At 72.5% G+C, this 23,518-nt stretch carries 20 protein-coding genes; 10 read left to right on the top strand and 10 right to left on the bottom strand.

The genetic code is table 11. The features are described from left to right. Nucleotides 1-105: 105 nt before the first annotated feature. Nucleotides 106-849 (bottom strand): IclR family transcriptional regulator, encoded by a 744-nt coding sequence (locus ACFC1X_RS32650; RefSeq protein ID WP_122617453.1) that lies wholly within the window; start codon nt 847-849, stop codon nt 106-108. A gap of 285 nt (nt 850-1,134) precedes the next feature. On the opposite strand from ACFC1X_RS32650, the gene ACFC1X_RS32645 reads away from it, so the two are divergent. After that, nucleotides 1,135-1,458, top strand: coding sequence for a bifunctional 3-phenylpropionate/cinnamic acid dioxygenase ferredoxin subunit (locus tag ACFC1X_RS32645; RefSeq protein ID WP_376360739.1), 324 nt, complete (start codon nt 1,135-1,137; stop codon nt 1,456-1,458). After that, nucleotides 1,455-2,660, top strand: a complete 1,206-nt coding sequence (locus tag ACFC1X_RS32640) for an NAD(P)/FAD-dependent oxidoreductase (RefSeq protein WP_376360736.1) — start codon at nt 1,455-1,457, stop codon at nt 2,658-2,660. The genes ACFC1X_RS32645 and ACFC1X_RS32640 overlap by 4 nt, the downstream gene beginning before the upstream one ends. 109 nt (nt 2,661-2,769) lie before the next feature. On the opposite strand, the gene ACFC1X_RS32635 is transcribed toward ACFC1X_RS32640, so the two are convergent. Further along, on the bottom strand, nt 2,770-3,336 hold the full coding sequence (locus ACFC1X_RS32635) for a hypothetical protein (protein WP_376360919.1): 567 nt from the start codon (nt 3,334-3,336) through the stop codon (nt 2,770-2,772). A gap of 426 nt (nt 3,337-3,762) precedes the next feature. Here ACFC1X_RS32635 and ACFC1X_RS32630 point away from each other — a divergent pair, with 426 nt between their 5' ends. From ACFC1X_RS32630 to ACFC1X_RS32615, 4 genes are read left to right on the top strand one after another with little or no spacing between them, the layout of a single operon-like run. Next, nucleotides 3,763-6,477, top strand: coding sequence for a nitrate- and nitrite sensing domain-containing protein (locus ACFC1X_RS32630; protein ID WP_376360733.1), 2,715 nt, complete (start codon nt 3,763-3,765; stop codon nt 6,475-6,477). Then, complete coding sequence (locus tag ACFC1X_RS32625) at nt 6,474-6,908, top strand: roadblock/LC7 domain-containing protein (RefSeq protein ID WP_376360730.1); 435 nt, start codon at nt 6,474-6,476, stop codon at nt 6,906-6,908. The genes ACFC1X_RS32630 and ACFC1X_RS32625 overlap by 4 nt, the downstream gene beginning before the upstream one ends. Before the next feature lie 10 nt (nt 6,909-6,918). Next, nucleotides 6,919-7,314 carry a DUF742 domain-containing protein gene (locus ACFC1X_RS32620; protein ID WP_161329009.1) on the top strand — a complete coding sequence of 132 codons (396 nt, stop codon included), beginning with the start codon at nt 6,919-6,921 and terminating at the stop codon, nt 7,312-7,314. Between the two features lie 46 nt (nt 7,315-7,360). Continuing rightward, the gene (locus ACFC1X_RS32615; protein WP_365635707.1) at nt 7,361-7,966 is read left to right on the top strand and encodes an ATP/GTP-binding protein; all 606 of its coding nucleotides are present in this window, start codon (nt 7,361-7,363) and stop codon (nt 7,964-7,966) included. Between the two features lie 10 nt (nt 7,967-7,976). Here ACFC1X_RS32615 and ACFC1X_RS32610 read toward each other — a convergent pair whose 3' ends face one another. The 4 genes from ACFC1X_RS32610 to ACFC1X_RS32595 form a co-directional block, all read right to left on the bottom strand. After that, nucleotides 7,977-9,254 (bottom strand): serine hydrolase domain-containing protein, encoded by a 1,278-nt coding sequence (locus ACFC1X_RS32610; RefSeq protein ID WP_376360727.1) that lies wholly within the window; start codon nt 9,252-9,254, stop codon nt 7,977-7,979. 123 nt (nt 9,255-9,377) lie between these two features. Continuing rightward, nucleotides 9,378-10,913, bottom strand: coding sequence for a glycerol kinase GlpK (glpK, locus tag ACFC1X_RS32605; protein WP_376360724.1), 1,536 nt, complete (start codon nt 10,911-10,913; stop codon nt 9,378-9,380). Between the two features lie 51 nt (nt 10,914-10,964). Then, nucleotides 10,965-11,714, bottom strand: a complete 750-nt coding sequence (locus ACFC1X_RS32600; protein ID WP_376360721.1) for an MIP/aquaporin family protein — start codon at nt 11,712-11,714, stop codon at nt 10,965-10,967. A gap of 329 nt (nt 11,715-12,043) precedes the next feature. Next, nucleotides 12,044-13,669, bottom strand: coding sequence for an EAL domain-containing protein (locus tag ACFC1X_RS32595; protein ID WP_376360718.1), 1,626 nt, complete (start codon nt 13,667-13,669; stop codon nt 12,044-12,046). 149 nt (nt 13,670-13,818) lie between these two features. Here ACFC1X_RS32595 and ACFC1X_RS32590 point away from each other — a divergent pair, with 149 nt between their 5' ends. Further along, complete coding sequence (locus tag ACFC1X_RS32590; protein WP_376360715.1) at nt 13,819-14,628, top strand: M15 family metallopeptidase; 810 nt, start codon at nt 13,819-13,821, stop codon at nt 14,626-14,628. Nucleotides 14,629-14,676: 48 nt separating this feature from the next. Beyond that, nucleotides 14,677-15,213, top strand: a complete 537-nt coding sequence (locus tag ACFC1X_RS32585) for an NUDIX domain-containing protein (protein WP_376360713.1) — start codon at nt 14,677-14,679, stop codon at nt 15,211-15,213. On the opposite strand, the gene ACFC1X_RS32580 is transcribed toward ACFC1X_RS32585, so the two are convergent. Next, nucleotides 15,204-17,582 (bottom strand): glycoside hydrolase family 31 protein, encoded by a 2,379-nt coding sequence (locus ACFC1X_RS32580; RefSeq protein WP_376360710.1) that lies wholly within the window; start codon nt 17,580-17,582, stop codon nt 15,204-15,206. The genes ACFC1X_RS32585 and ACFC1X_RS32580 overlap by 10 nt on opposite strands. A 212-nt stretch (nt 17,583-17,794) precedes the next feature. On the opposite strand from ACFC1X_RS32580, the gene ACFC1X_RS32575 reads away from it, so the two are divergent. Both ACFC1X_RS32575 and ACFC1X_RS32570 read left to right on the top strand, forming a co-directional pair. Continuing rightward, nucleotides 17,795-19,771, top strand: a complete 1,977-nt coding sequence (locus ACFC1X_RS32575) for an acetoacetate--CoA ligase (protein WP_376360707.1) — start codon at nt 17,795-17,797, stop codon at nt 19,769-19,771. Nucleotides 19,772-19,893: 122 nt separating this feature from the next. Then, a complete protein-coding gene (locus ACFC1X_RS32570) occupies nt 19,894-20,784 on the top strand; it encodes a hypothetical protein (RefSeq protein WP_376360704.1) in 891 nt (296 codons plus the stop codon). A gap of 69 nt (nt 20,785-20,853) precedes the next feature. Here ACFC1X_RS32570 and ptsP read toward each other — a convergent pair whose 3' ends face one another. The 3 genes from ptsP to ACFC1X_RS32555 all read right to left on the bottom strand — a co-directional run. Further along, entirely contained in the window at nt 20,854-22,524 is a 1,671-nt protein-coding gene (gene ptsP / locus ACFC1X_RS32565; protein ID WP_376360916.1) for a phosphoenolpyruvate--protein phosphotransferase, read from the bottom strand. Between the two features lie 77 nt (nt 22,525-22,601). Beyond that, entirely contained in the window at nt 22,602-23,051 is a 450-nt protein-coding gene (locus ACFC1X_RS32560; RefSeq protein ID WP_125495409.1) for a PTS glucose transporter subunit IIA, read from the bottom strand. A 242-nt stretch (nt 23,052-23,293) separates the two neighbouring features. Next, nucleotides 23,294-23,518 (bottom strand): hypothetical protein (locus ACFC1X_RS32555; RefSeq protein WP_376360700.1); only part of this gene is annotated, 225 nt, incomplete at its 5' end.

Raw genomic sequence — 23,518 nt, 5'->3', positions numbered from 1 at the left:
GCACACCGGACACGGGACGGCGCGGGACCCGGGCCCCGGAAGGGAGTTCGGGTCCCGCGCCGTCGGACGGGACGTCAGCGGGGCTGCCCCGCCGGGTGGGAGGGCTCAGCCGCCGTAGCCCATGCGGCGGGACAGCTCGACCCCCGCCGCCAGCGCGCGCTTGGCCAGGTCCGGCAGCCGCTCCGGCGTCAGCCGGTACACCGGGCCCGAGACGCTGATCGAGGCGATCACCTTGCCGTCGTGCGAGCGCACCGGTGCCGCCACCGCCGCGAGCCCGATCTCCAGCTCCTCCTGCGTGATCGCGTAACCCTGCGCGGTCACCGTCTCCAACTCGCCGCGCAGCACCGCCGCGCCGGTGACGGTGTGCTCGGTGAACCGGTGCAGCGGGCGGGCCAGCAGCCCCTCGCGCAAGGTGGTCGGCAGATGGGCGAGCAGCACCTTTCCGCTGGCGGTGGCGTGCAGCGGGGTGCGCCGGCCGAGCCAGTTCTGCGCGGTGACGGAGGCGGTGCCGCGGGCCTGCATCACGTTGACCGCCGCGTCGTCGTCCAGCACCGCGATGTTCGAGGTCTCGCCGAGTTCGTCGGCCAGCTCGCGGCAGACGGGCACGCCCTCCTGCGAGATGTCCAGCCGCACGGCCGCGGCCCCCGCCAGGCGCAGCACGCCGGCGCCCAGGTAGTACTTGCCGCGCTCCTTCTCCTGCGCGACCAGACCGCGGTTCTCCAACACGCCGAGCAGCCGGAACGCCGTGGACTTGTGCACGTCCAGCTCGTCGGCGATCTCGGTGACACCCGCCTCCCCGAGCCGGGCGAGGATCTCCAGCACGGTCACGGCGCGGTCCACCGACTGCACGCCGCTCACCGCGCCCCTGCCTGACTGCTTGTTCTCCACGCGGTCCTCACCAGGGTCGGGCTGCTGCTGTGTGCGGGTCATGGCTCAACTCTCACCACCTGGCGGCCCGATCGGGCCGCATCTGCGGGAAGCCCTTGACGCCACGGGCGCCCGCCCGGATTCTGTTGCGCATAGCGCTCTCCAGTGCGCCATGTGAAACATCATGTTACCGAAGCGTCCGGATCCCGGAAGGGTACGCGCTCCGCACCCCGCCGAACCACGCGTTCCGGACCGAGAGGGGAGCCCATGATTGCCGTCTGCCGTCTCGAAGACCTCCCCAAGGGCGAGTCCGCCCGCGTCGAGACGAATCCGCCGATCGCCGTCTTCCACACCGACGACGGCGATCTCTACGCCATCGATGACACCTGCAGCCACCAGGACGCCTCTCTCTCCGAGGGCTGGCTGGAGGGCTGCCTGGTCGAATGCCCGCTGCACGCCGCCTCGTTCGACCTGCGCACGGGCCTGCCGACCTGCCTCCCGGCCCGCCGGGCGGTGCGCACCCACCGGGTCAGCGTCGAGGACGGCTTCGTCCACGTCCACCTCGCCGCGGAGGAGGGCAGCGCCGCATGAGGACCGTGACCGTGGTCGGCGCCTCCCTGTCCGGCCTGTACGCCGCCCGGGAACTGCGGGCCCAGGGGTTCGACGGACGCCTTGTGGTGGTCGGCGACGAACCCCACCCGCCCTACGACCGGCCGCCCCTGTCCAAGGAGTTCCTCACCGGGCGGGCCGACGAGGAGCACCTGGCGCTCACCGACGCCGAGGAGACCGCTGAACTGGACGCCGACTGGCTGCTCGGTGTCCGCGCCCGCGGCCTGGACGCCCGTGGGCGGACCGTGCTGCTCGACGACGGCCGCACCGTGTCCACGGACGGCGTCGTCGTTGCCACCGGCGCCTCGGCACGGCGCCTGACCGGCGGCGGCCTCGCCGGGGTCCACACCCTGCGCACCCTGGACGACGCCCGCGCCCTGCGCGCGCGCCTCACCCGCGGTCCGTGCCGGGTGGTCGTGGTCGGCGGCGGCTTCGTCGGCGCGGAGACCGCGTCCTCGTGCGCCGCCCTCGGTCACGCCGTCACCGTCGTCGAGGCCGCCGCGATGCCGCTCGTGCCGCAACTCGGCGCGGAACTGGCCGCCGTCTGCGCCACCCTGCACGGCCGTGCCGGGGTCGGGCTGGTCACCGGCGCGTCCGTGGCCGCACTGCGCGGCACGGCGGCCGTCACCGGGGTCGACCTCACCGACGGACGCGCGCTGCCCGCGGACGTGGTGATCGTCGGCATCGGTGCCACCCCCAACACCGCCTGGCTGGCGGGCTCGCCGCTGCTGCTGAACGACGGCGTCCTGTGCGACGACGGCTGCGTGACCGCCCTGCCGCAGGTGGTCGCCGTCGGCGACGTGGCCCGCGTCGGCGGCACCCGTACGGAGCACTGGACCTCCGCCACCCAGCAGCCCCGGGCCGCGGTGCGCAACCTCCTCGCCGGACGCACGGTGGAGAGCGCGAGGTCGGTGCCGTACTTCTGGTCCGACCAGTACGGCTCCCGCCTCCAGTTCGCCGGCCGGCGCCGGGACGGCGACACCGTGCGCATCGCCGAGGGCGGGATCGCCGACGGCGCGCCTGACGAGGGCGGATTCCTGGCCCGCTACGAACGGGACGGGCGTACGACCGCCGTGGTCGCCGTGGACCGGCCCCGCCCCTTCCTGCGGGCCCGCCGCGAACTCGCCGCCGAAGAGGCGGGGATACCGGTGACCGCAGGTGGGGCGAGCCCGGGCGCGCGGTGAGGCGTGACCCGGCGAGGGACGTCGGCGGAGCCACCCGTCCGGCGTGCCGTGCGTCGCGGCCCGCCCACGGTGCCCGGAGTGGGCCTCCGGCTCAGGGCCGCGCAGTCGCTCAAGGGTGTGACAGACGGCCCGCGCCACCGCCCCGCCTGCGTATCCGCTCCTGGCTCCGCTCGGCGGACCGCGCCTGCCGCCGGGCCCGGCGACGCTCGCGCCGCATGGCCCGCGCGGTGCTGCTCGGCTCCGACACCACGCCGTGCCGCTGGTTCCAGACCTGCCGCGTCACCCACACGTCCAGCACGCCCCACGTGGCCACCACCGTGCCCGCCACGCTGCCGATCACCATCGGGAACGCCAGCCACGACTCCGCCATCGTGCACAGGAAGGCCACCATCGCCAGTATCAGCGTCACCGCGACGACGATCACCGCGCGCACGGCCGCCGTGCGCACCGGATCCGGCAGCCGACGCCGCCGCGCGGGCTCCTCCCTCCACAACGGCCGGTAACCGGACGGCTGCTCGCGCGCCGCCCGCCTCCCCGGTCCCTCCGGCCGGTCACGCGCCGGTCTGCCCGTACCGGCTGCCGGAATGTCGCGATCCGGCGCCCCGGGGACCGATCGGGCGGTCACCCGGGCCGCACCGCCGTCCTCGGGCGCCCCGCGCCGCTCCGCCGTGCCCATCGACATGTCACTCCCCACCGCCAGCAGACAGCTCGACCGTGTCCCACGACACGGCTCCCCTCTGGCTGCCCGGCTTGCGCTGCTTTACGCCGCCCAGAGGCGGGATGCGGCTCCTGTGGCCGATTCCGCCTCCATTTCCCGTAGTGAACGACGAACGACGGGCCCTCAAGGTTCCCGAAAGGCCCGCGCAGTCGAAGAATTTCGGCCAATCCGCCCGGTCGAGCCGGAACCGAACCCTCCCCGCACACCCCGATCCCGGGAGGCAATCTCCCGCAATGACCGGACAACTGACCATCACCGTCCCCTGGCGCGGAGGTTCGTCCGCCGGACGGGCCTTCGAGTTACGTGTGCGTCAGTAGTAGGCTCGCGCCGTTTGTTGACGCACATGTGTACCCCCTGCCGGAGGGGGTCGAGCTGGGGGAGGCCATGCGCTTTCGCGGGAAGTCGATCCGCCGGAAGATCGTGGCGCTGCTTCTCGTGCCGCTGGTGTCCCTGACCGCGATCTGGGCGTTCGCCACGGTACTCACGGGACGCGAGGCGGAACGGCTGTTCAGCGTCTCCACCGTCGTCGAGGAGATCGGCTACCCGATCGAGGACACCGTCCGCGTCCTCCAGCAGGAACGCCGCCAGACCCTCGTCCACCTCGCCGACCCGCGCGCCTCCGACGGGTTCGCCGCCCTCCAGCGCAGCCGCACCGCCACGGACGACGCCGTCGCCGAGATCCGCCGCAACGCCGCCGACGCCGGCGTCCGCGACGACCTGGGACAGGCCGAGGAGGAGCGGCTCACCGCCGTACTGGACGCCTTCGACGGCATCGGCTCGCTGCGCCGCAGCGTCGAGGACGGCACCGTCGACCGCGCGCAGGCGCTCGGCCTCTACAACCGCCTGGTCGACCCCTGCCACGACCTGCTCGCCAGTCTGAACGTCGTCGACAACGTCGGTCTGGACAAGCAGTACCGTGCGCTGGTCAACCTCTCCCGCGCCCGCGAACTGCTCTCCCGCGAGGACGCCCTCCTGGGCTCCGCCCTGGTCACCGGCCGGCTCACCCGCGCCGAGATCCGGGACGTCTCCGACCTCGTGGCGCAGCGCACCCTGATGTACGGCATCAACCTGCCGCTGCTGCCGTCCGCCGAACGCGGCCGCTACGAGCGTTTCTGGAAGAACGCCTCCTCCGCCCCGCTGCGGACCGCCGAGGAGGCCGCCCTCTCCGCCGGGGCCGGGACGCCCCGCGGCGTCACCGCCAAGAGCTGGGACACCGCCGCGGGCAGCGTCCTGGAGGAACTCGGCGCCCTCGACGACCACGCGGCCGACCGCTACCAGGACCGGGTCGACCCGGTCGCTACGAACGTCATCGCCAAGGTGGTCATCGCCGGCGCGCTCGGCCTGATCGCCCTGCTCTACTCCCTCTTCCTCTCGGTACGCGTCGGCCGCTCCCTGATCCGTGACCTCAAGCAGCTGAGACTGGAGGCCCACGAGGCGTCCGGCGTCCGGCTGCCCAGCGTCATGCGCCGCCTCTCCGCGGGCGAGGAGGTCGACGTGGAGACCGAGGTGCCGCGCCTGGAGTACGACAGGAACGAGATCGGCGAGGTCGGCCAGGCCCTCAACACGCTGCAGCGGGCCGCCGTGGAAGCCGCCGTCAAGCAGGCCGAACTCCGCGCCGGTGTCTCCGAGGTCTTCGTCAACCTCGCGCGCCGCAGCCAGGTGCTGCTGCACAAGCAGCTCACGCTGCTGGACACCATGGAGCGCAGGACCGAGGACACCGAGGAACTCGCCGACCTGTTCCGCCTCGACCACCTGACCACCCGTATGCGCCGGCACGCCGAGGGCCTGGTCATCCTCTCCGGCGCCGCCCCGTCCCGGCAGTGGCGCAAGCCCGTCCAGCTCATGGACGTGGTGCGGGCCGCCGTCGCCGAGGTCGAGGACTACGAGCGCATCGAGGTCCGCAGACTGCCGCGGGTGGCCGTCACCGGACCTGCGGTCGCCGACCTGACCCACCTGGTGGCCGAACTCCTGGAGAACGCCACGGTGTTCTCGCCACCGCACACCGCCGTCCAGGTCCTGGGCGAGCGCGTCGCCAACGGCTTCACCCTGGAGATCCACGACCGCGGCCTCGGGATGGCGGCCGACGCCCTCCTGGACGCCAACCTCCGGCTCGCCGAGACCCCCGAGTTCGAGCTGTCCGACACCGACCGGCTCGGCCTGTTCGTCGTCAGCCGGCTCGCCCAGCGGCAGAACGTCCGGGTCTCCCTGCAGCCCTCCCCGTACGGCGGCACCACCGCGGTCGTCTTCGTGCCCGACGCGCTGCTCTCGGACGACGCTCCGGACACCAACGGCGTCGGCTTCCGCCTCGACCGTCCCCAGCACGTCAAGGAGAAGGGGCGGGAGGAGAGCCGTCGCTCGGCCCTGTCGCACGTGCCCGCGCGGCTGCCGGAGCGGCCGGCCGCGCTGCTGGACGGACCGGTGGAACTGGAGGCGCCCGTCGACCTGGACGCCCTCGACCGCCTGCCGGGCGGGCTCGACGACGAGGACGGTGAACGCGGCGGCCTGTTCCGCCCGCGCCGCTCGCTCGCCGCGGCCGACGACGACCGGTCGGGCCAGGACGAGGACCTGGCCGACGCGGACGCACCCCTCCCGCTGCCCCGCCGCCGCACCCCCAAGCTGGTCAGTTCGCACGGCCGCCCGGTCCCCGCACGGGACCCGCGGGGCAGCGCGGACGATCAGCCCCCGGCGGACGCGGACGCCGACGGTACGCGCATCCCGGCCGCACCGCGGGCAGGAGCGGACGAACCGCCCGCGCTGCCCTCCCGACGGCGACGCGGACACCCCGCGGGCCATGACGGCGGCGGAGCCTCCGGGGGCGGCCGGGCCGACGGCCGGGACGCCGACGCCGCGGAGTCCGGTGCGCTGCCCCGGCGCGTACGGCAGGCCAACCTCGCACCCCAGCTCCGGCAGGGTCCCGAACCGTCCGCCGAGGACCGCTCCGACCCCGCCGACCGTGACGCCGACGAGGTCCGCAGCCGGATGGCCTCACTCCAGCGCGGCTGGCGGCGCGGGCGCGAGGAGAACGCCGCGGGTGACGACGTCCCCGGCGGCACGGCACCAACAGCACCACGAGGAACGACAGAGGGGGACGGTCGATGACCGCACCGAAGGCGACCGGCCACAGCGCGACCACGTCCGGGGAGCTGAACTGGCTCCTCGACGACCTGGTGGACCGGGTCGCGAGCATCCGCAAGGCAGTCGTCCTGTCCGGCGACGGCCTGGCGACGGGTGCGTCCAAGGACCTGACCAGGGAGGACAGCGAGCACCTGGCCGCCGTGGCGTCGGGCTTTCACAGCCTCGCCAAGGGCGTGGGCCGCCACTTCGAGGCGGGCAGCGTCCGGCAGACGGTCGTCGAACTCGACGACGCCTTCCTGTTCGTCACCGCCGCCGGCGACGGCAGCTGCCTCGCCGTACTCTCGGACGCCGACTCGGACGTCGGCCAGGTCGCCTACGAGATGACCCTCCTCGTCAAGCGGGTCGGCGCACACCTGGCTACCGCTCCACGCACCGATGTGCCCTCGGGCGGGTAAGTGGGATGACATGAGCGCAGACGGTCAGGGAAGAAACCACTGGTTCGACGACGAGGCCGGCCCCGTCGTCCGTCCGTACGCCATGACGCGCGGTCGCACCACCAGCGCGGCCCAGCACCGCCTCGACCTGATCGCGGTGGTCGTCACGGAACCCCACGCGGACGACCCCGAGGCGGACGTCACCCTCTCGCCGGAGCACGTGGACATCGTCGGACTGTGCCGGGAGACCCCGCAGTCGGTCGCCGAACTCGCCGCCGAACTCGACCTGCCGATCGGGGTCGTACGGGTCCTGGTCGGCGACCTCGTGGACGTCGACCTCGTCCACGTCAACCGGCCCGTACCCCCGGCCGAACTGCCGGACGAGAACATTCTGCGCGACGTGATCAATGGACTGAGGGCACTGTGAACCCTCCCGTCGGCTCGTCGAGCGGCACGTTAAGGAGTAGAGACCGATGATCTTCGGGCGTTCCCAGCGCGGCAAGCCGCCGGTCGAGCCCGTCACGCTCAAGATCCTGGTGGCCGGCGGCTTCGGCGTGGGCAAGACCACCCTCGTCGGCGCGGTCAGCGAGATCCGGCCGCTGCGCACCGAGGAACTGCTCACCGAGGCCGGGCGGCCCGTCGACGATCTGAGCGGTGTGGAGGAGAAGCACACCACCACGGTGGCCATGGACTTCGGACGCATCACGCTGCGCGAGGACCTGGTGCTCTATCTGTTCGGCACGCCCGGCCAGGAGCGGTTCTGGTTCATGTGGGACGAGCTGTCCGAGGGGGCGCTGGGGGCGGTCGTCCTGGCCGACACCCGCCGTCTGGAGGACTGCTTCGCCGCCGTCGACTACTTCGAACGGCGCTCCATCCCGTTCCTGGTCGGCGTCAACTGCTTCGAGGGCTCGGCCCGCTATCCCTCCGAGACCGTCCGCCAGGCCCTCGACCTGGACGCCGACGTGCCCGTGGTGATGTGCGACGCGCGTGACCGGGAGTCGGTCAAGGAGGTCCTCGTCGGCGTGGTCCAGCACGCGATGGCCCAGGCGGCCGACCGCCGCCGGGTCGTCACGACCTGACCGGCGCCGGTCACCGGTCACAGAACTCCGCCTCCAGCACCGCGTCCTCGGCGGCCTGGCTGCCCCAGTCACCGTTTCTGTTGAGGGCCAGCACGTGGCGGCCGTCGCGGGTGGCCGCCACCCGCGACAGGGAGCCGGGGACCTGGCCGCCGTGGCCCCACACGGTCACGCCGCAGGAGAGTGTGTCGCCCCGGATCCCCAGCCCGTAGACGGCGGTGCCCTCGGTGGCGTCGTACGTCCGCCGCGTCGTCGCCGCCTCCCCCTCCCCTTCCTCCTCGACGACGGGCACCGCGTCGAACATCTCCTTCATCTGCTGCCGGGGCAGCAGTTCGCCGCGGAGCAGTGCGCCGAAGAACCGGTTGACGTCGCGGGTGGTGGAGATGATCTCGCCGGCGGCACCGGCGACGGAGGGATTGAACTCCGTGACGTCGTGCACGGGGGCGTTCGGGGCGTCGTCGTAGAGCTTGGAGTAGTGCCTGCGGTGCGGGCGCGGCAGGGCGGGGGAGGAGCCGGGCACGACGGTGGAGCGGAGCCTCAGCGGTCCGATGATCCGCCGCTCGACCTGGTCGGCGTAGTCGTCACCCGTGGCCTTCTCGATGACCAGGCCGGCCAGGACGTAGTTGGTGTCGGAGTACGCCCAGCCGGTGCCGGGAGTGAACAGCGGCGGGTGGGACAGGCCGATCCCCACCAGCTCTTCGGGGGTGGCGCCGTCGTAGCGGTGGACGAGGAAGGACTCGCCGGTGAACTTGGCGAGGAAGCCTTCGTCGCGGTTGTAGTTGAAGATGCCGCTGGTGTGGTTGAGCAGGTGGCGCAGGGTGACCTTCCGGCCGTCGTTGCCCTGGCCCCGCACGAGACCCGGCAGCCAGTCCTCGACGGTGTCGTCGAGCGAGAGGACGCCTTCCGCGTCCAGTTGCAGCAGCACCGTGGCGGTGAAGGTCTTGGTGAGGCTGCCGATCCGGAAGTGGTCGGCGGAACGGCGCTGTTCACCCGTCCCCAGGTGCGCCACGCCCGCGTCGCCGGACCACCGGTGACGGCCTTCCCGTACCGAGGCGAGCGCACCCGGTGTGCCTTCCGCGACGATCGCGTCCAACGCCGCTCGAGTCGCGGCGTGCCGGCCGCGTAAGCCGTCCCCCTGGTCGTCCGGGCCGTTGGCCGCGGCCGGTACCGCCGCGACGGTGCCGGTGGCCACCAGCGCGCACACCGACGCCACCACGACCGTCCGGAGTCCCGCTCCGCCCCGTTTCGCCGTACCACCCTGCCGCCCCGACGGGCGCACTCGATCAGTCATCGGCTTCCCCCTGATGCCTCTGATGCTCGGACGCGACGGTCATCGCGCTCCGTGATCCCCATCCAATCCGAGCGGAATGTCGCGAACATCAGAGAGAACCCCGAAACACCCCCGGCTCGACCCTCAGTCGGCCGGACCCGGACCGCCCTCCTCCTCCAGCCAGCCGAAGCTCTTCTCCACCGCCCTGCGCCAGTTGCGGTACTCGCGGTCGCGCACCGAAGACTCCATCGCGGGTGCCCACTCGGCGTCCCGCTGCCAGTGCGTCCGGAGTTCGTCGAGACTGTTCCACACTCCGGTGGCCAGCCCGGCCGCGTACGCGGCGCCGAGGCAGGTCGTCTCGGAGACCCGGGGCCGGATCACCGGTACCCCCAGCACGTCCGCCTGGTGCTGCATCAGCAGCCCGTTCTTCGTCATGCCCCCGTCGACCTTCAGGGTCGTGATGCGCACCCCGGAGTCCTGGTACATCGCGTCCACGACCTCACGCGTCTGCCAGCTCGTCGCCTCCAGCACCGCCCGCGCGAGATGCGCCTTGGTGACGTACCGGGTGAGGCCGGTGACCACCCCGCGCGCGTCGGAACGCCAGTACGGCGCGAACAGCCCGGAGAACGCGGGCACGATGTACGCGCCCCCGTTGTCCGCCACGCTCGCCGCCAGTGGCTCGATCTCGTCCGCGTCGCGGATGATGCCGAGCTGGTCGCGGAACCACTGCACCAGGGCGCCGGTGACGGCGATCGAACCCTCCAGGCAGTAGACGGGCGCCTCGTCGCCGATCTTGTAGCCCATCGTCGTGAGCAGCCCGCTCTTCGACGGCACCGGCCGGTCACCGGTATTGAGCAGCAGGAAGCTGCCCGTGCCGTAGGTGTTCTTCGCCGTGCCCACGTCGTAGCAGGCCTGTCCGAACACGGCCGCCTGCTGGTCGCCGAGCGCGGAGGCCACGGGCACGCCGGCGAGCTGGCCGACGGCGGTGCCGTACACCTCGGCGGACGACCTGATCTCGGGGAGCACGGCCTCGGGGATGTTCATCGCCGAGAGGATGGCCGGGTCCCACTGGAGGGTGCGGAGGTCCATCAGCATGGTGCGCCCGGCGTTGGTCACGTCGGTGACGTGCCGCCCGCCCCCGGTGCCCCCGGTGAGGTTCCAGATCAGCCAGGAGTCGATGGTGCCGAAGGCGATCTCCCCGCGCTCGGCGCGGGCCCTGAGGCCGGGCACGTTGTCGAGCAGCCAGGCCGCCTTCGGCCCGGAGAAGTAGCTGGCCAGCGGCAGTCCGGTCGACTCGCGGAAACGGTCCTGCCCGTCCGTGCCGCCCAACTGGCGGCACAGCGCCGAGGTACGGGTGTCCTGCCACACGATGGCGTTGTGCACCGGCTTGCCGGTCGCCCGGTCCCACAGCACGGTCGTCTCGCGCTGGTTGGTGATGCCCAGCGCGCTGAGCTGTTCGGCCCGCAGCCCGGCCTTGGCGATCGCCCCGGCGACCACCGCCTGCACCTTGGACCAGATCTCGGTGGCGTCGTGCTCCACCCAGCCCGGCTTGGGGAAGATCTGGCGGTGTTCGCGCTGGTCGACGGCGACGATCGCGCCGTCCTGGTCGAACACGATGCAGCGGCTGGAGGTGGTGCCCTGGTCGATCGCGGCGACGTACTTCGTGGAGTGGTCCGTCATGGCTGCCCCTTGGGCTGGATTCGGAGGACGGAGGGCCGTTCGGAGGGCCGTTCAGAAGGCCATGTTGTAGATGAGCCCGGCGAGCACCCCGCCGATCAGCGGCCCGGCCACCGGAACCCAGGCGTAACCCCAGTCGGAGGTGCCCTTGTTGGGGATCGGCAGGAAGGTGTGCACGATGCGCGGACCGAGGTCACGCGTGGGGTTGATGGCGTAACCGGTCGGCCCGCCGAGGGAGAGGCCGATCCCGACCACGAGCAGGGAGACGATCAGCACCAGCGTCCCGGACTCGCCGAGCCCCTCGGTGAGTCCGAAGGCCAGGATCGGCAGCACGAGCCCGACGGTCGCGATGATCTCCGTGACCAGGTTGGCGACCGGGTTCCGGATCTCCGGGATCGTGGAGAAGATGCCGAGCGTCGGCACCGGCTCGTCCGCGGTGCCCTCGGTGGTACCGGTCTGGCGGACGTTGGCCTGGAACTGGGCGAAGTAGGTGAGGTAGCACAGGACGGCGCCGAGCATCGCCCCGACGAACTGTCCGAGCAGGTAGACCCAGACCTGGCCCCACTCGCCGGTGTCGACGGCTATCCCGAGGGTGACGGCGGGGTTGAGATGCCCGCCGGACAGGGGCGCCGCGGTGTACGCGCCCGCCAGCACACCGAACCCCCAGCCGAACGCGATCACCACCCACCCCGACGCCCGCGCCTTGCTGTACCGGAGGGTCACGGCGGCGCAGACACCCGCGCCGAAGAGGATGAGGATCGCCGTACCGATGATCTCGCCGACGAAGATGTCTCCGTTGCTCATGGCGGCTCCTAGGCCCTGGCCCGGGACGGTCGGCCCCGGTCCTCACGTGCGGGGTGCGTTCCCATGGCGAGTTCCGCCGCGGGGGCGTGGGTGACGAGCGTGCCGTAGCAGCCGAACCGCCCGTGGGGGAGCGGGCCCCCGAGCACCGTGGAACCCGCGCGACGCAGTGCCGGAATACGCCGAGATGTACGGCGATGTCGACTGACACCGGAAGTGTTCACCGGCGTCCGGGGAGCGTCAAGGTGGCCGACGGCAACGGTTCCGACGACGCGCCGCCACGCGCGCGTGGCCGACGGCATCCCCCGCCCCCTGGCGCGGCGGGCGTCCGTTCAGCCCGCGGGCGCCGCCGACCGGTCCGAGCCGCGCCGGACCTCGTGCCCCGGCGCACCCGCCCGGCCCAGCACCCAACTCGCGCCGCGCAACGCCTTGGCGGCCTTCTTGAGCGGCGCCAGTCCTGCCGCGGCCTGCCGGTGGTCCGGCACGCTGCCCGGCGCGCACAGGACCGTCGCGAGGGAGAGCGTGACGGGCCGCCCGCCGGCCGACCACGGGACGTCCAGCACCGAGGCGATCAGCGGATCCAGCCCGTCCGGGTCGGTGAGCACCAGGAAGTCGTCTCCGCCGATGTGCCCCACGCGCGTGGTCCCCTTCGCCGACCGGAGCAGCGCCTGCCCGACCGACCGGATCAACTCGTCGCCGGCGGCGAACCCGGCCCCGTCGTTCACCTGCTTGAAGTGGTCCACGTCGAGCCAGCTCAGCGCGAACGCCCGCCCGTCCGCGATCCGCCGGTCCACCTCGTCCGTGATGGCGTCCGAACCGGGCAGCCGGGTCAGCGGGTTGAGCCCGGCCGCCTCCTCCACCCGGCTCTCGGCCAGCGCCCGCACCAGGTCCGCGAGCCGTACGACGCCCACGCACCGCCCGTACGCGTCCACCACGGCCACGTCGTCCGACGTACGGCCCCGGCCGCCGACCGCCACCACGTCCAGCACCTCCCAGGCCGTCGCGTCGACGCCCACCGTCCGCAGCGCGTCACCCAGCTTCGCGGCCGGGCGGTCGGCGTACAGCGCGTGCCCGTAGCGTGCCGACATGGACAGCAGGAAGCGGGAGCGGTGCACCGACCGAACCGGCACGCCGTCGCGGTCCACGAGCAGCACCCCGGACACGTCGGGCGACCCGGTGAGCAGGGCCCGCACCTGACCCGCCGAGGCCGTCACGGGCAGCAATGCGGCCGGCCGCACGAACTGCCGCACCGACGGCCCCGACCGCGGCGCCGGTAGGACGCCGGGCGGGCCGGACGGAACGTACACGTCCGCCGCGGGCAGCCGGGCCGGCGGCGCGAACAGCTCGCCCTGCGCCCATTGCGCCCCGGCCGCCCGCGCGACGGCGTACTGCCTCTCCGTCTCCACCCCCTCGACGGACAGCAGCGCCCCCATCTCGTCGCACAGCACCCGCATCGCCCGCACGGCCGCCGGCCTGGCCAGCAGCGACGCGTCGAGCTTGACCAGTTCCGGCGCCATGTCCGTCAGCAGCCGCAGCGGCGCGTCCCCGTCGCCGACCCCGTCCGCGGAGACCCGGAACCCCTGCCCCCGCAGCACGGTCAACGCCTCCAGCAGGGCCTGCCGCGGCACGTGCGTGTACGGCGGACAGACGTCCAGCGTCACCTCCCACGGCATCCGGCCCGCCTCCCGCACCGCGTCGTGCAGGGGCTGCAGCCCACCCAGGTCGGCGAGGGTGCCCGCGAACACATTGACGTGCAGCGGCAGCAGCGTCTCCTTGCGCACCGCCGCGCGCAGCGCTGACACCGCCAGGCGGCCGTCGAGTTCGGGGTCGCGGCGCGCCTCGGCCAGAATGTCGCCGCTCTCCGGGCGGGCGAGTATCTCCAGCGCCGCGACCCCGCCGGTCATCAGATTGACCACCGGTTGGAAGGCGAAGCGGAGAGGATCCGTCCAGGAGCGCACGGGAGCAGGATCGCGTCGCCGGCACCCACGCGGGCCCAGTTCATGAGACGTTCACGCGGGATTCCGGCTCACTGGCACCGCACACGCGCGGTGAGTCGCCGGGCCGCCCCCTTCCCTCACGGGAGTCGATCCTGATAGATGCAGGGAACATGACACGACTCTCGACCGCGCTGCGCGCTCTGGCCACCGCCTTCGCCGCCCTGCTCGCCGTCACGGCCGTCCCCGCCACCGCGCAGGCCCGGCCCGAACCGAAGGCACCGGAGAACTTCGTGGCCCTGAGAAGCGTCGATCCGACGATCATCGAGGAGATCCGCTACGTCACCCCGCACAACTTCGTCGGCGAACCGATCGACGGCTACCGGCAACCCTTGTGCATCCTCACCCGCCCCGCCGCCAAGGCCCTCCACAAGGCGCAGACCCGGCTGCTGCGCCAGGGCTACTCCCTGAAGGTGTACGACTGCTACCGGCCGCAGCGCGCCGTCGACCACTTCGTCCGCTGGGCCGAGGGCCTCGACGACCAGGACATGAAGGCCGAGTTCTACCCGGAGGTCGACAAGACCCGCCTCTTCGACGACGGCTACATCGCGGAGAAGTCCGGCCACAGCCGGGGCTCGACGATGGACCTGACGATCGTACGGCTCCCGGCGAGGCCCACCCCGCCGTACCGGCCCGGACAGCCCCTGGTGCCGTGCTTCGCACCGCGGGACGAACGCTTCCCCGACAACTCCGTCGACATGGGCACCGGATACGACTGCTTCGACACCCGCTCCCACACCCTCGATCCCCGTATCCAGGGCACCCAGCGCGCCAACCGCCTCCTGCTCAAGCACACCTTGGAGGACGTCGGCCTGGTAAACCTCCCCGAGGAGTGGTGGCACTTCACGTACAAGCCCGAGCCCTACCCGGACACCTACTTCGACTTCCCGGTCTCCGTCAGGTCCCTCGCCGGCCGCGGCTGAAACGGCCTGCCGGAGCCGCCCGCTCCGCGATCGGATACAGTCCGCCGCGTGGCCGAAACTCAAGCCTCCGTTCCCAACTCCGCGCCGAATTCCCACTGTTCGAGCTGCGGTACGCCCTACGGAGAGGGCGTCTCCGGCTGGCCCCGCACCTGCCCCGCGTGCGGCACCGTGGCCTACCGCAACCCACTGCCGGTCGCGGTGGCCCTCCAGCCCGTGTACGACACGCAGGGCACCGCCCTGGTGGTCATCACCCGCACCGTGGCGCCCGCGCGCGGGGGCGTCGCCCTGCCCGGCGGCTACATCGACGACCGGGAGGACTGGCGGCAGGCCGTCGTCCGCGAACTCAAGGAGGAGACCGGCATCGACGCGGCGAGCCACGACGTACGGCTCGCCGACGCCATGAGCTCGCCCGACGGCCACCTGCTGCTCTTCGGCTCCCTCCCCGAGCGTCCGGTCGAAAGCCTCCCCGCCTCCCACGCCACCGACGAGACCGAGGGCTGGCACCTCCTGCGCCGGGCGGAGGAGCTGGCCTTCCCGCTCCACACCAGGGCCGTACGGTCCTGGTTCGAGGGCCGCTACCTCTGAGCCGGGCGCTCGGACAGCCCCCGCACACGCACCGGACAGAACGGCTCGCCCGCCCCGTCCCCGCCCTCGCGTCGCACGACCACCCGCCCACCCTCCCAGCGCGACACGTAGCGCTCGATCTCCGGTTCCACCCACCCGTCGCCCGCGTCCCGCACGACCAGCCCACCGCCGGTCCGCCCCCGCGCGGGCGCCCACACCTCCAACTCCGGCGCCCCGTCCTCCCCGCGCACCGGAACCACCGCTCCCGCGCGCGCGAACACCGGGATCCGCGCCAACGGAGCCTCCACGAGCACCTGCGCCGGCCCCTCGTACGCCCGCTCCGTCACCACGTCGTACCACCGCCCCCGCGGCAGCTGCACCGCACGCCGGTCCGCACCCGGATCGAGCACCGGCGCCACCAGCAGACAGTCACCCAGCAGGAACGCGTCCTCGCAGTCCCGCAGAGCCCGCTCCTCCGGCGACGACCACCACAGCGGACGCGCGTACGGCGCACCCGTACGCCGGGCCAGATGCGCCAGCGTCACGAAGTACGGCAGCAGCCGACGCCGCTCGGCGAGCGCCACGCGCGCGTGCTCCAGCACCTCTGCCCCGAACTCCCACGGCTCCCTGCGCCCCGCCCGAGGCCCCCCGTGGGTGCGGAACAACGGCAGGTGAGCCGCCAGCTGGAACCACCGCAGATACAGCTCCGGCGACGGACTCCCGTCGGTCCCGCCCACGTCCGGCCCCGAATACGGCACCCCGCACAACCCGAGACCCAACACCGACGCCAACGACGACCGCAGCCCCGGCCAGCCCGTGGCCACGTCCCCCGACCAAGTGCCGCCGTACCGCTGAAGCCCGGCCCACCCGGAGCGCGAGACGACGAACGGCCGCTCACCAGGCACCAGGGCCCGCAGCCCCTCGTACGCGGCGCGAGCCATGCACAGGCCGTAGACGTTGTGCGCCTCCCGGTGGTCACCGCCCCTGCCCTCCAGCCAGTGGCGGGCCGAGCGCGGCAGCGTCGGCTCCCCGAAGGCGGCCAACGACGTGGGCGCGTTCAGGTCGTGCCACACACCGGCGAACCCCTGCCCCAGCCGCTCCTCGTAGCGCTCGCCCCACCACTCGCGCACCCGCGCGTGCGTGAAATCCGGAAAGACCACGTCCCCCGCCCGTGCCACACCCCGGACGACCGGCCCGGAGGCCTCCCGGACGAACACGTCCTCGCGCGTCCCACCGTCGTACACCGGGTTGCCCGGCACGGCGGGCACCGCCGGTTCGACGACCGACACCAGCCGGATCCCGTCCCGCCGCAGCTCCTCGGCGAGGACCGGCAGCTTGGGAAACCGCTCCTCGTCCACGGTGAACACCTGGTGGGCGTCCGCATGACCGATGCCCAGGTGCACCGCGTCGAGCGGCAGATCACGCTCCTGATAGCCGGTGACGACCCGCCGTACCTCCTCCTCGTCGCCGGAGCCCCACAGCGCGTGATGGTGACCCAGCGCCCACGACGGCGGCAACGCGGGCGCCCCGGTAAGCGACGCCCAGGCCAGCAGCACGCGCGCGGGCGTACCCACCATCACCCAGCACCGCAGCGGACCGCCGTCCATCCGCAGCACACTCCGCCCCGGCCGGTCGTGCCCGGAGCCCGCCCCCTCCTCGCCCTCCCGCAAGTCCACCGTGCCGTCCCACGCGCTGTCGTGGAAGACCAGATGCGTCCCGGCGTCGGCCACCACCAACTGCACCGGCATCGTGACGGACAACGGGTCCGCGCCCGGTACGGAGGGCAGGCCCGAGTCGGTGTTCCACAGCCGGTACGTGCCCTCTCGCAGCCGGGGCCCCGCGGCCCGCCCGCCGAGCCCGAAGAACCGGGCGTCCGCCGCCACCTCCGACCGCTGCGTCCAGCGCGCCGGCCCGCCATCGGCCGGCTCCCACCAGCGCGGCGGCAGCTCACGCCGCAGCACCACACCCCCCGGGGTCCGCACCTCGACCGCACCGTGCCGGGACACGGCCACCGTGGCCCGCTCCGCGACCACCCGCCGGCCGCCGTCCTTGTCCGGCTCCAGCACCGCCCGCGGATCCGGCTCGGGACAGCGGCCCGCCAACGCGTACGACGGCTCCGGGCCGGCCCCGTCCCAGCCCCAGAAGACCGCCCCGTTCACGGCGACGAGGATGCGCAGCTCCGAGCGGCCGAACCGGATCACCCCACCCCCCGGCCCGGGCTCCACCTCCCGCATCGGCCCCGGCACCCGCGCGCGCTCCGGACCCCGCGGCGGCAGTCCCTCGGCATCGGCCCGCCTCCGGCGCCACGCCGCCCGCACGGTACGCAACCCCTGCGCCGCCCCCGCCGAACCGAACGTCTTCATCGAACGCACCAGGTCACGACCGTCCATGCTGCTCACCCTGCCATCGACGAGCGCGCCCAGGGGCGTCGTTCAACTGCCGTTCACCCGTGACGGGACCACATCTTCACGACACCGACTATGTGGGGCACGCCCTGGTGCGGAAGTCGATCACATGGCATCGTCCGTGTCAGCCGCGTCACGCGCACACCCCAGCCCGTGCGCGGAGGACGCACACGACGCGCACAGTCCGGGAGCCGCCCATGTCGACCGTCACCCCCCAGCCGCTCTGGCAGCCAGACCCCCAGCGCGTCGCCCAGGCGCGGATCACCAGGTTCCAGACCTGGGCGTCCGAGCACCACGACGCCCCCGCCGACGGCGGCTACCCCGCACTGCACCGCTGGTCCGTGAACGAGCCGGAAACCTTCTGGAAAGCCGTCACGGAATGGTTCGACGTACGCTTCTCGACCCCTTACGCGCGCGTACTGGGCGACCGCGCGATGCCCGGAGCCCAGTGGTTCCCCGGCGCCAGCCTCAACTACGCCGAGCACGCCCTGCGCGCCGCGGCCACCCGCGCGGACGAACCGGCCCTCCTTTACGTCGACGAGACCCACGAAACCACCCCCGTCACCTGGGGTGAGCTGCGCCGCCAGGTCGGCTCGCTCGCCGCCGAACTGCGGGCCCTCGGCGTCCGCCCCGGGGACCGCGTCAGCGGCTACCTCCCGAACATCCCCCAGGCCGTGGTCGCCCTCCTCGCCACCGCGGCCGTCGGCGGCGTCTGGACCTCCTGCGCCCCCGACTTCGGCGCCCGCAGCGTCCTGGACCGCTTCCAGCAGGTCGAACCCGTCGTCCTGTTCACCGTCGACGGCTACCGCTACGGCGGCAAGGAACACGACCGCCGCGACACCGTCGCCGAACTCCGCCGCGAACTGCCCACCCTGCGCGCCGTGGTCCACATCCCGCTCCTCGGCACCGAAGCCCCCGAGGGCGCGCTCGACTGGGGCACCCTGACGGCCGCGGACACGGAACCCGTCTACGAACAGGTGCCCTTCGACCACCCCCTGTGGGTGCTGTACTCCTCCGGCACCACCGGCCTGCCCAAGGCCATCGTCCAGTCCCAGGGCGGCATCCTGGTCGAACACCTCAAACAGCTCGGCCTGCACTGCGACCTCGGCCCCGGGGACCGCTTCTTCTGGTACACGTCGACCGGCTGGATGATGTGGAACTTCCTCGTCTCCGGCCTGCTCACCGGGACGACGATCGTCCTCTACGACGGCAGCCCCGGATTCCCGGCGACGGACGCCCAGTGGCGCATCGCCGAACGCACCGGCGCCACCCTCTTCGGCACCTCCGCCGCCTACGTCATGGCCTGCCGCAAGGCCGACGTCCACCCGGCCCGCGACCTGGACCTCTCCCGCATCCAGTGCGTCGCCACCACCGGCTCCCCGCTCCCGCCCGACGGCTTCCGCTGGCTGCACGACGAGTTCGCCGAGAGCGGCGCGGACCTATGGATCGCCTCCGTCAGCGGCGGCACCGACGTGTGCTCCTGCTTCGCGGGCGCCGTCCCCACCCTTCCCGTGTACATCGGCGAACTCCAGGCCCCCGGCTTGGGCACCGACCTCCAGGCCTGGGACCCCCAGGGCAACCCCCTCACCGACGAGGTCGGCGAGCTGGTCGTCACCAACCCCATGCCCTCGATGCCGATCCGCTTCTGGAACGACCCCGACGGCAGCCGCTACCACGACAGCTACTTCGACACCTACCCCGGCGTCTGGCGGCACGGCGACTGGATCACCCTCACCTCACGCGGCTCCGTCGTCATCCACGGCCGCTCCGACTCCACCCTCAACCGGCAGGGCGTCCGCATGGGCTCCGCCGACATCTACGAAGCCGTCGAACGACTCCCCGAGATCAGGGAATCCCTCGTCATCGGCATCGAACAACCGGACGGCGGCTACTGGATGCCCCTGTTCGTGCACCTCGCCCCAGGAGCCACCCTCGACGATCCCCTGCTCGACCGCATCAAACGGACCATCCGCGAACAACTCTCCCCGCGCCACGTCCCCGACGAGGTCATCGAGGTGCCCGGCATCCCGCACACCCTGACCGGCAAACGCATCGAGGTCCCGGTCAAGCGCCTCCTCCAGGGCACCCCCCTGGACAAGGCCGTCAACCCCGGCTCCATCGACAACCTCGACCTGCTCCACTTCTACGAGGAGCTGGCCCGCAAACGCTCCTGACCAGGCCCTCGACCGGCCGGCCGCCCTCGACGGCGGCCGGCTCACCCGCGCCCGCCCGACGCCGTTGTCAGTGCCGCCGATTACTGTGAGTGAGCATTGATCGACCGTGCACAGGGGGAAACATGGCGCACACCGACCAGACCATGCGACGCGTCCTGCGCCGCGAAATCGCGGGCACCATCGGACTGCTCACCGACGAACACGACTTCCGCGCCATGCGGCGCTACCGCAGCTTCACCTTCCACGACCACGCCGCCTATCTCCGCCAGGTGGAAGCCCTCCTGAGGGCACGCGCCGCAGAGGGCACCCACACCACGATCGCCCTCTTCGACCCGGAGGAGTACGCCGACTTCTGCACCACTGCGGGCCTCGACCCCGACGCCCCCGCCAGCCGGACCCGGTTCACCGCCGAACTCGCCACCAACGGACCCACCGTCCCGTACGAGGGCCAGCCCCTCACCGACCTCCTGCCGGCCCTGGTCGACGAAGCCGTCCGCCAGGCCACCTGGGAGTACGCGTCCACCCTGCTCGCCCGCCTCGGCACCTGCTCCACCTGCGGCGAAGACCTCGGCCGAGCCGCCTTCACCCGAGCCTCGCGCCTCCTGCTCCAGGTCCTGCGCACGGCCCCACCGGGCAACCGGCACCTGGTGTGCAGCGTCTCGGGATCCCCGGAAGACCTCGTCTCCGTGCTGCACGCCGACGAGGAGATCGACGGCACCCCGCACCTCGACGAGGCCGAGGCCCTCGAATTCACCAGCGTCCTCGCCCTCGGCCTGGCCACCCACAGCCCCGGCGGACTCGTCATGCGCATCAGCCCGGCGAGCGGCCCCGACCGCATCCACGGCTGGCGACTGCGCGGATACGGCCTCGAACCCCTCACCGCCGGCGAGGTCTTCGACGCCTACTGCACCGACGTCGAGAATGGCGACCTCATCTCCCCGGAGTCCAACGTCGACTACTGCGCTCCGCCCGACCTAGGAGACGACCACCTGCCCCCGGGACACCACCACTGACGACCGCGGGGCGCCCCACCCGGAGGTGGAACGCCCCGCACACAGCGGCAGCCGCGGCCCCGCCCGGCCCTACTCGCCGGACAGCACCGCCTGAGCCGCGTTGCGCGCCTCCTCGGCGCTCTCCGCCGCCCGGGCGGCCGCGGCGGCCCGCTCGCACTGCGCCAGCGTGAACTTCGCCAGCGTCGCCCGCACGTAAGGCAGCGACGCCGCACCCATGGACAGGGAGGTGACACCCAGACCCGTCAGCACACACGCCAGCAGCGGATCCGACGCGGCCTCACCGCACACGCCGCAGCTCTTGCCCTCGGCCTTCGCCGCCTCGGCGGACAGCGCGACCAAGTCGAGCAGCGCCGGCTGCCACGGGTCCTGCAGCCGGGACACCGCACCCACCTGACGGTCGGCGGCGAAGGTGTACTGCGCGAGGTCGTTCGTCCCCAGCGACAGGAACTCGACCTCCTGGAGGACCGAGCGCGCACGCAGCGCGGCCGACGGGATCTCCACCATCGCGCCGAACTTCGCCCTCAGCCCGGCCTCGCGGCAGGCGTCCGCGAACGCCTTGGCGTCCGCCCGGTCCGCCACCATCGGCGCCATGACCTCGAGGTAGACCGGCAGACCCTCCGCCGCCTTCGCCAGCGCCGTCAGCTGCGTCCGCAGCACGTCCGGGTGGTCCAGCAGTGTCCGCAGCCCCCGCACACCCAGCGCCGGGTTCGGTTCGTCGCCCGGGGTCAGGAAGTCCAGCGGCTTGTCCGCGCCGGCGTCCAGCACGCGCACGACGACCCGGCCCTCGGGGAACGCCTCCAGCACCTGCCGGTAGGCGGAGACCTGCTTCTCCTCCGACGGCGCCTTCTTGCTGTCGTCGAGGAAGAGGAACTCGGTACGGAACAGACCGACGCCCTCCGCCCCGGCCTCCACCGCCGCCGGTACGTCGGCGGGACCACCGATGTTCGCGAGCAGCGGCACCTTGTGCCCGTCCGACGTCGCACCCGGGCCGGTCGCGGCGGCCAGCGCCGCCTTGCGCTCGGCCGCCTCCGCCGCCAGCCGCGCCTTCTTCTCGGCGTCGGGGTTCACGAAGACCTCACCGGTGCTCCCGTCGACGGCCACGACCGTGCCCTCGGGAATCTCGCCCGCCCCGGGAAGCGCGACCACGGCCGGCACACCGAGCGCCCGCGCGAGGATCGCGCTGTGACTGGTCGGCCCGCCCTCCTCGGTGACGAAGCCGAGGACCAGCGTCGGGTCCAGCAGCGCGGTGTCGGCCGGCGCGAGATCCCGCGCGATGAGGACGTACGGCTCGTCGCTGTCCGGGACACCCGGCATCGGCACCCCGAGCAGCCGGGCGACGATACGATTCCGCACGTCGTCGAGGTCGGCCACACGACCGGCCAGGTACTCACCGGCACCGGCCAGCAGGGCGCGATATGCGGCGAAGGCGTCGTAGACCGCCCGCTCGGCCGTGCTGCCGACGGTGATCCGCCGTTCCACGTCCGCCATCAGCTCCGGGTCCTGGGCCATCATGGCCTGCGCCTCGAGAACCGCCTGGGCCTCGCCCCCGGCCAGGTTGCCGCGCGCCATCAGATCGGCGGCCACAGCTTCCACGGCCTTGCGGGCACGCCCCTGCTCGCGCTCCGCGTCCTCGGCCGGAATCTGCTTGGCCGGCGGCTCCAGGACCGCCGTTCCCATGTGCCGAACCTCGCCGATCGCCACTCCGTGGCTCACCCCGACGCCTCGCAGCGTTGTCTCCATCTCACCCGTCCCGATCATGCGGCGGGTCCCGCCGCCGCGGTGGTTGTCCTGCCGGCCGTCGGACGACGGCGTCGACGTCACTTCCAGAGGAAGAGACTCTCGCCGGCCTTCACGTCGCCGTCCTCACGCAGCTCGGCGAGCGCCTCGGCCGTGGCCTCCAGGGCCACGATCGGGCAGATCGGCGACTTGCCCGCGGCCTCGACCCCGGCCGGGTCCCAGCGCACCACGCCCTGACCGCGGACCACGGTGTCGCCCTTGTTCACCAGGAGCTCGAACCCCTCGCCATTGAGCTGCACCGTGTCGATGCCGAGGTGGGTCAGCACACCGTGCCCGCTGTCGTCGACGACGACGAAGGCGTGCGGGTGCAGGGAAACGATGACACCGTCGACGGGGGCGACCGCCTCGGAGGGTTCGCGCACGGGGTCGATGGCGGTGCCCGGGCCGACCATGGCCCCGGAGAAGACGGGATCCGGCACAGCGGCCAGGCCGATGGCGCGTCCTGCGAGCGGGGACGAGACGGTGGTCATGGGAAGCCTCCCAGGGCGGGGATCTGTACGAGCCGTCACTGCCTGTCCCGGACGGCACACTGTGCAGCAGCGTATGTCATAGGAAGTACCGGTTCCGCACGAGTGTTCCGAATAGAGGTCTAGACCACACTCGCCATGGATTTGCACCCGTTCCGCGGCCCCGTGTACAGTTGTGACTCTGCCTGCGGTTGAGCGATGCCAAGCAACACGTCCTCGCCCGGCAGCAACCAACTCATCAGATCCTATCGCTGGATCGCCTTCTGCATGCTCGCAGGACGGTGGTCAGAAGCACCGGGAAAGCCTGATAGTGTTGGAAACACCGAAGGGAAGCGCCCGGAGGAAAGCCGCGAGAGAGTATCTCGGGTGAGTACGAAGGAAGCGTCCGTTCCTTGAGAACTCAACAGCGTGCCAAAAGTCAACGCCAGATATGTTGATACCTCCGGCCTGATCGGTTTCGTCTGATCGGG

Origin of the sequence: Streptomyces sp. NPDC056128, from assembly GCF_042263835.1 — a bacterium.
GTDB lineage: Bacteria > Actinomycetota > Actinomycetes > Streptomycetales > Streptomycetaceae > Streptomyces.
This window is presented reverse-complemented; position numbering and strand designations above follow the sequence as displayed.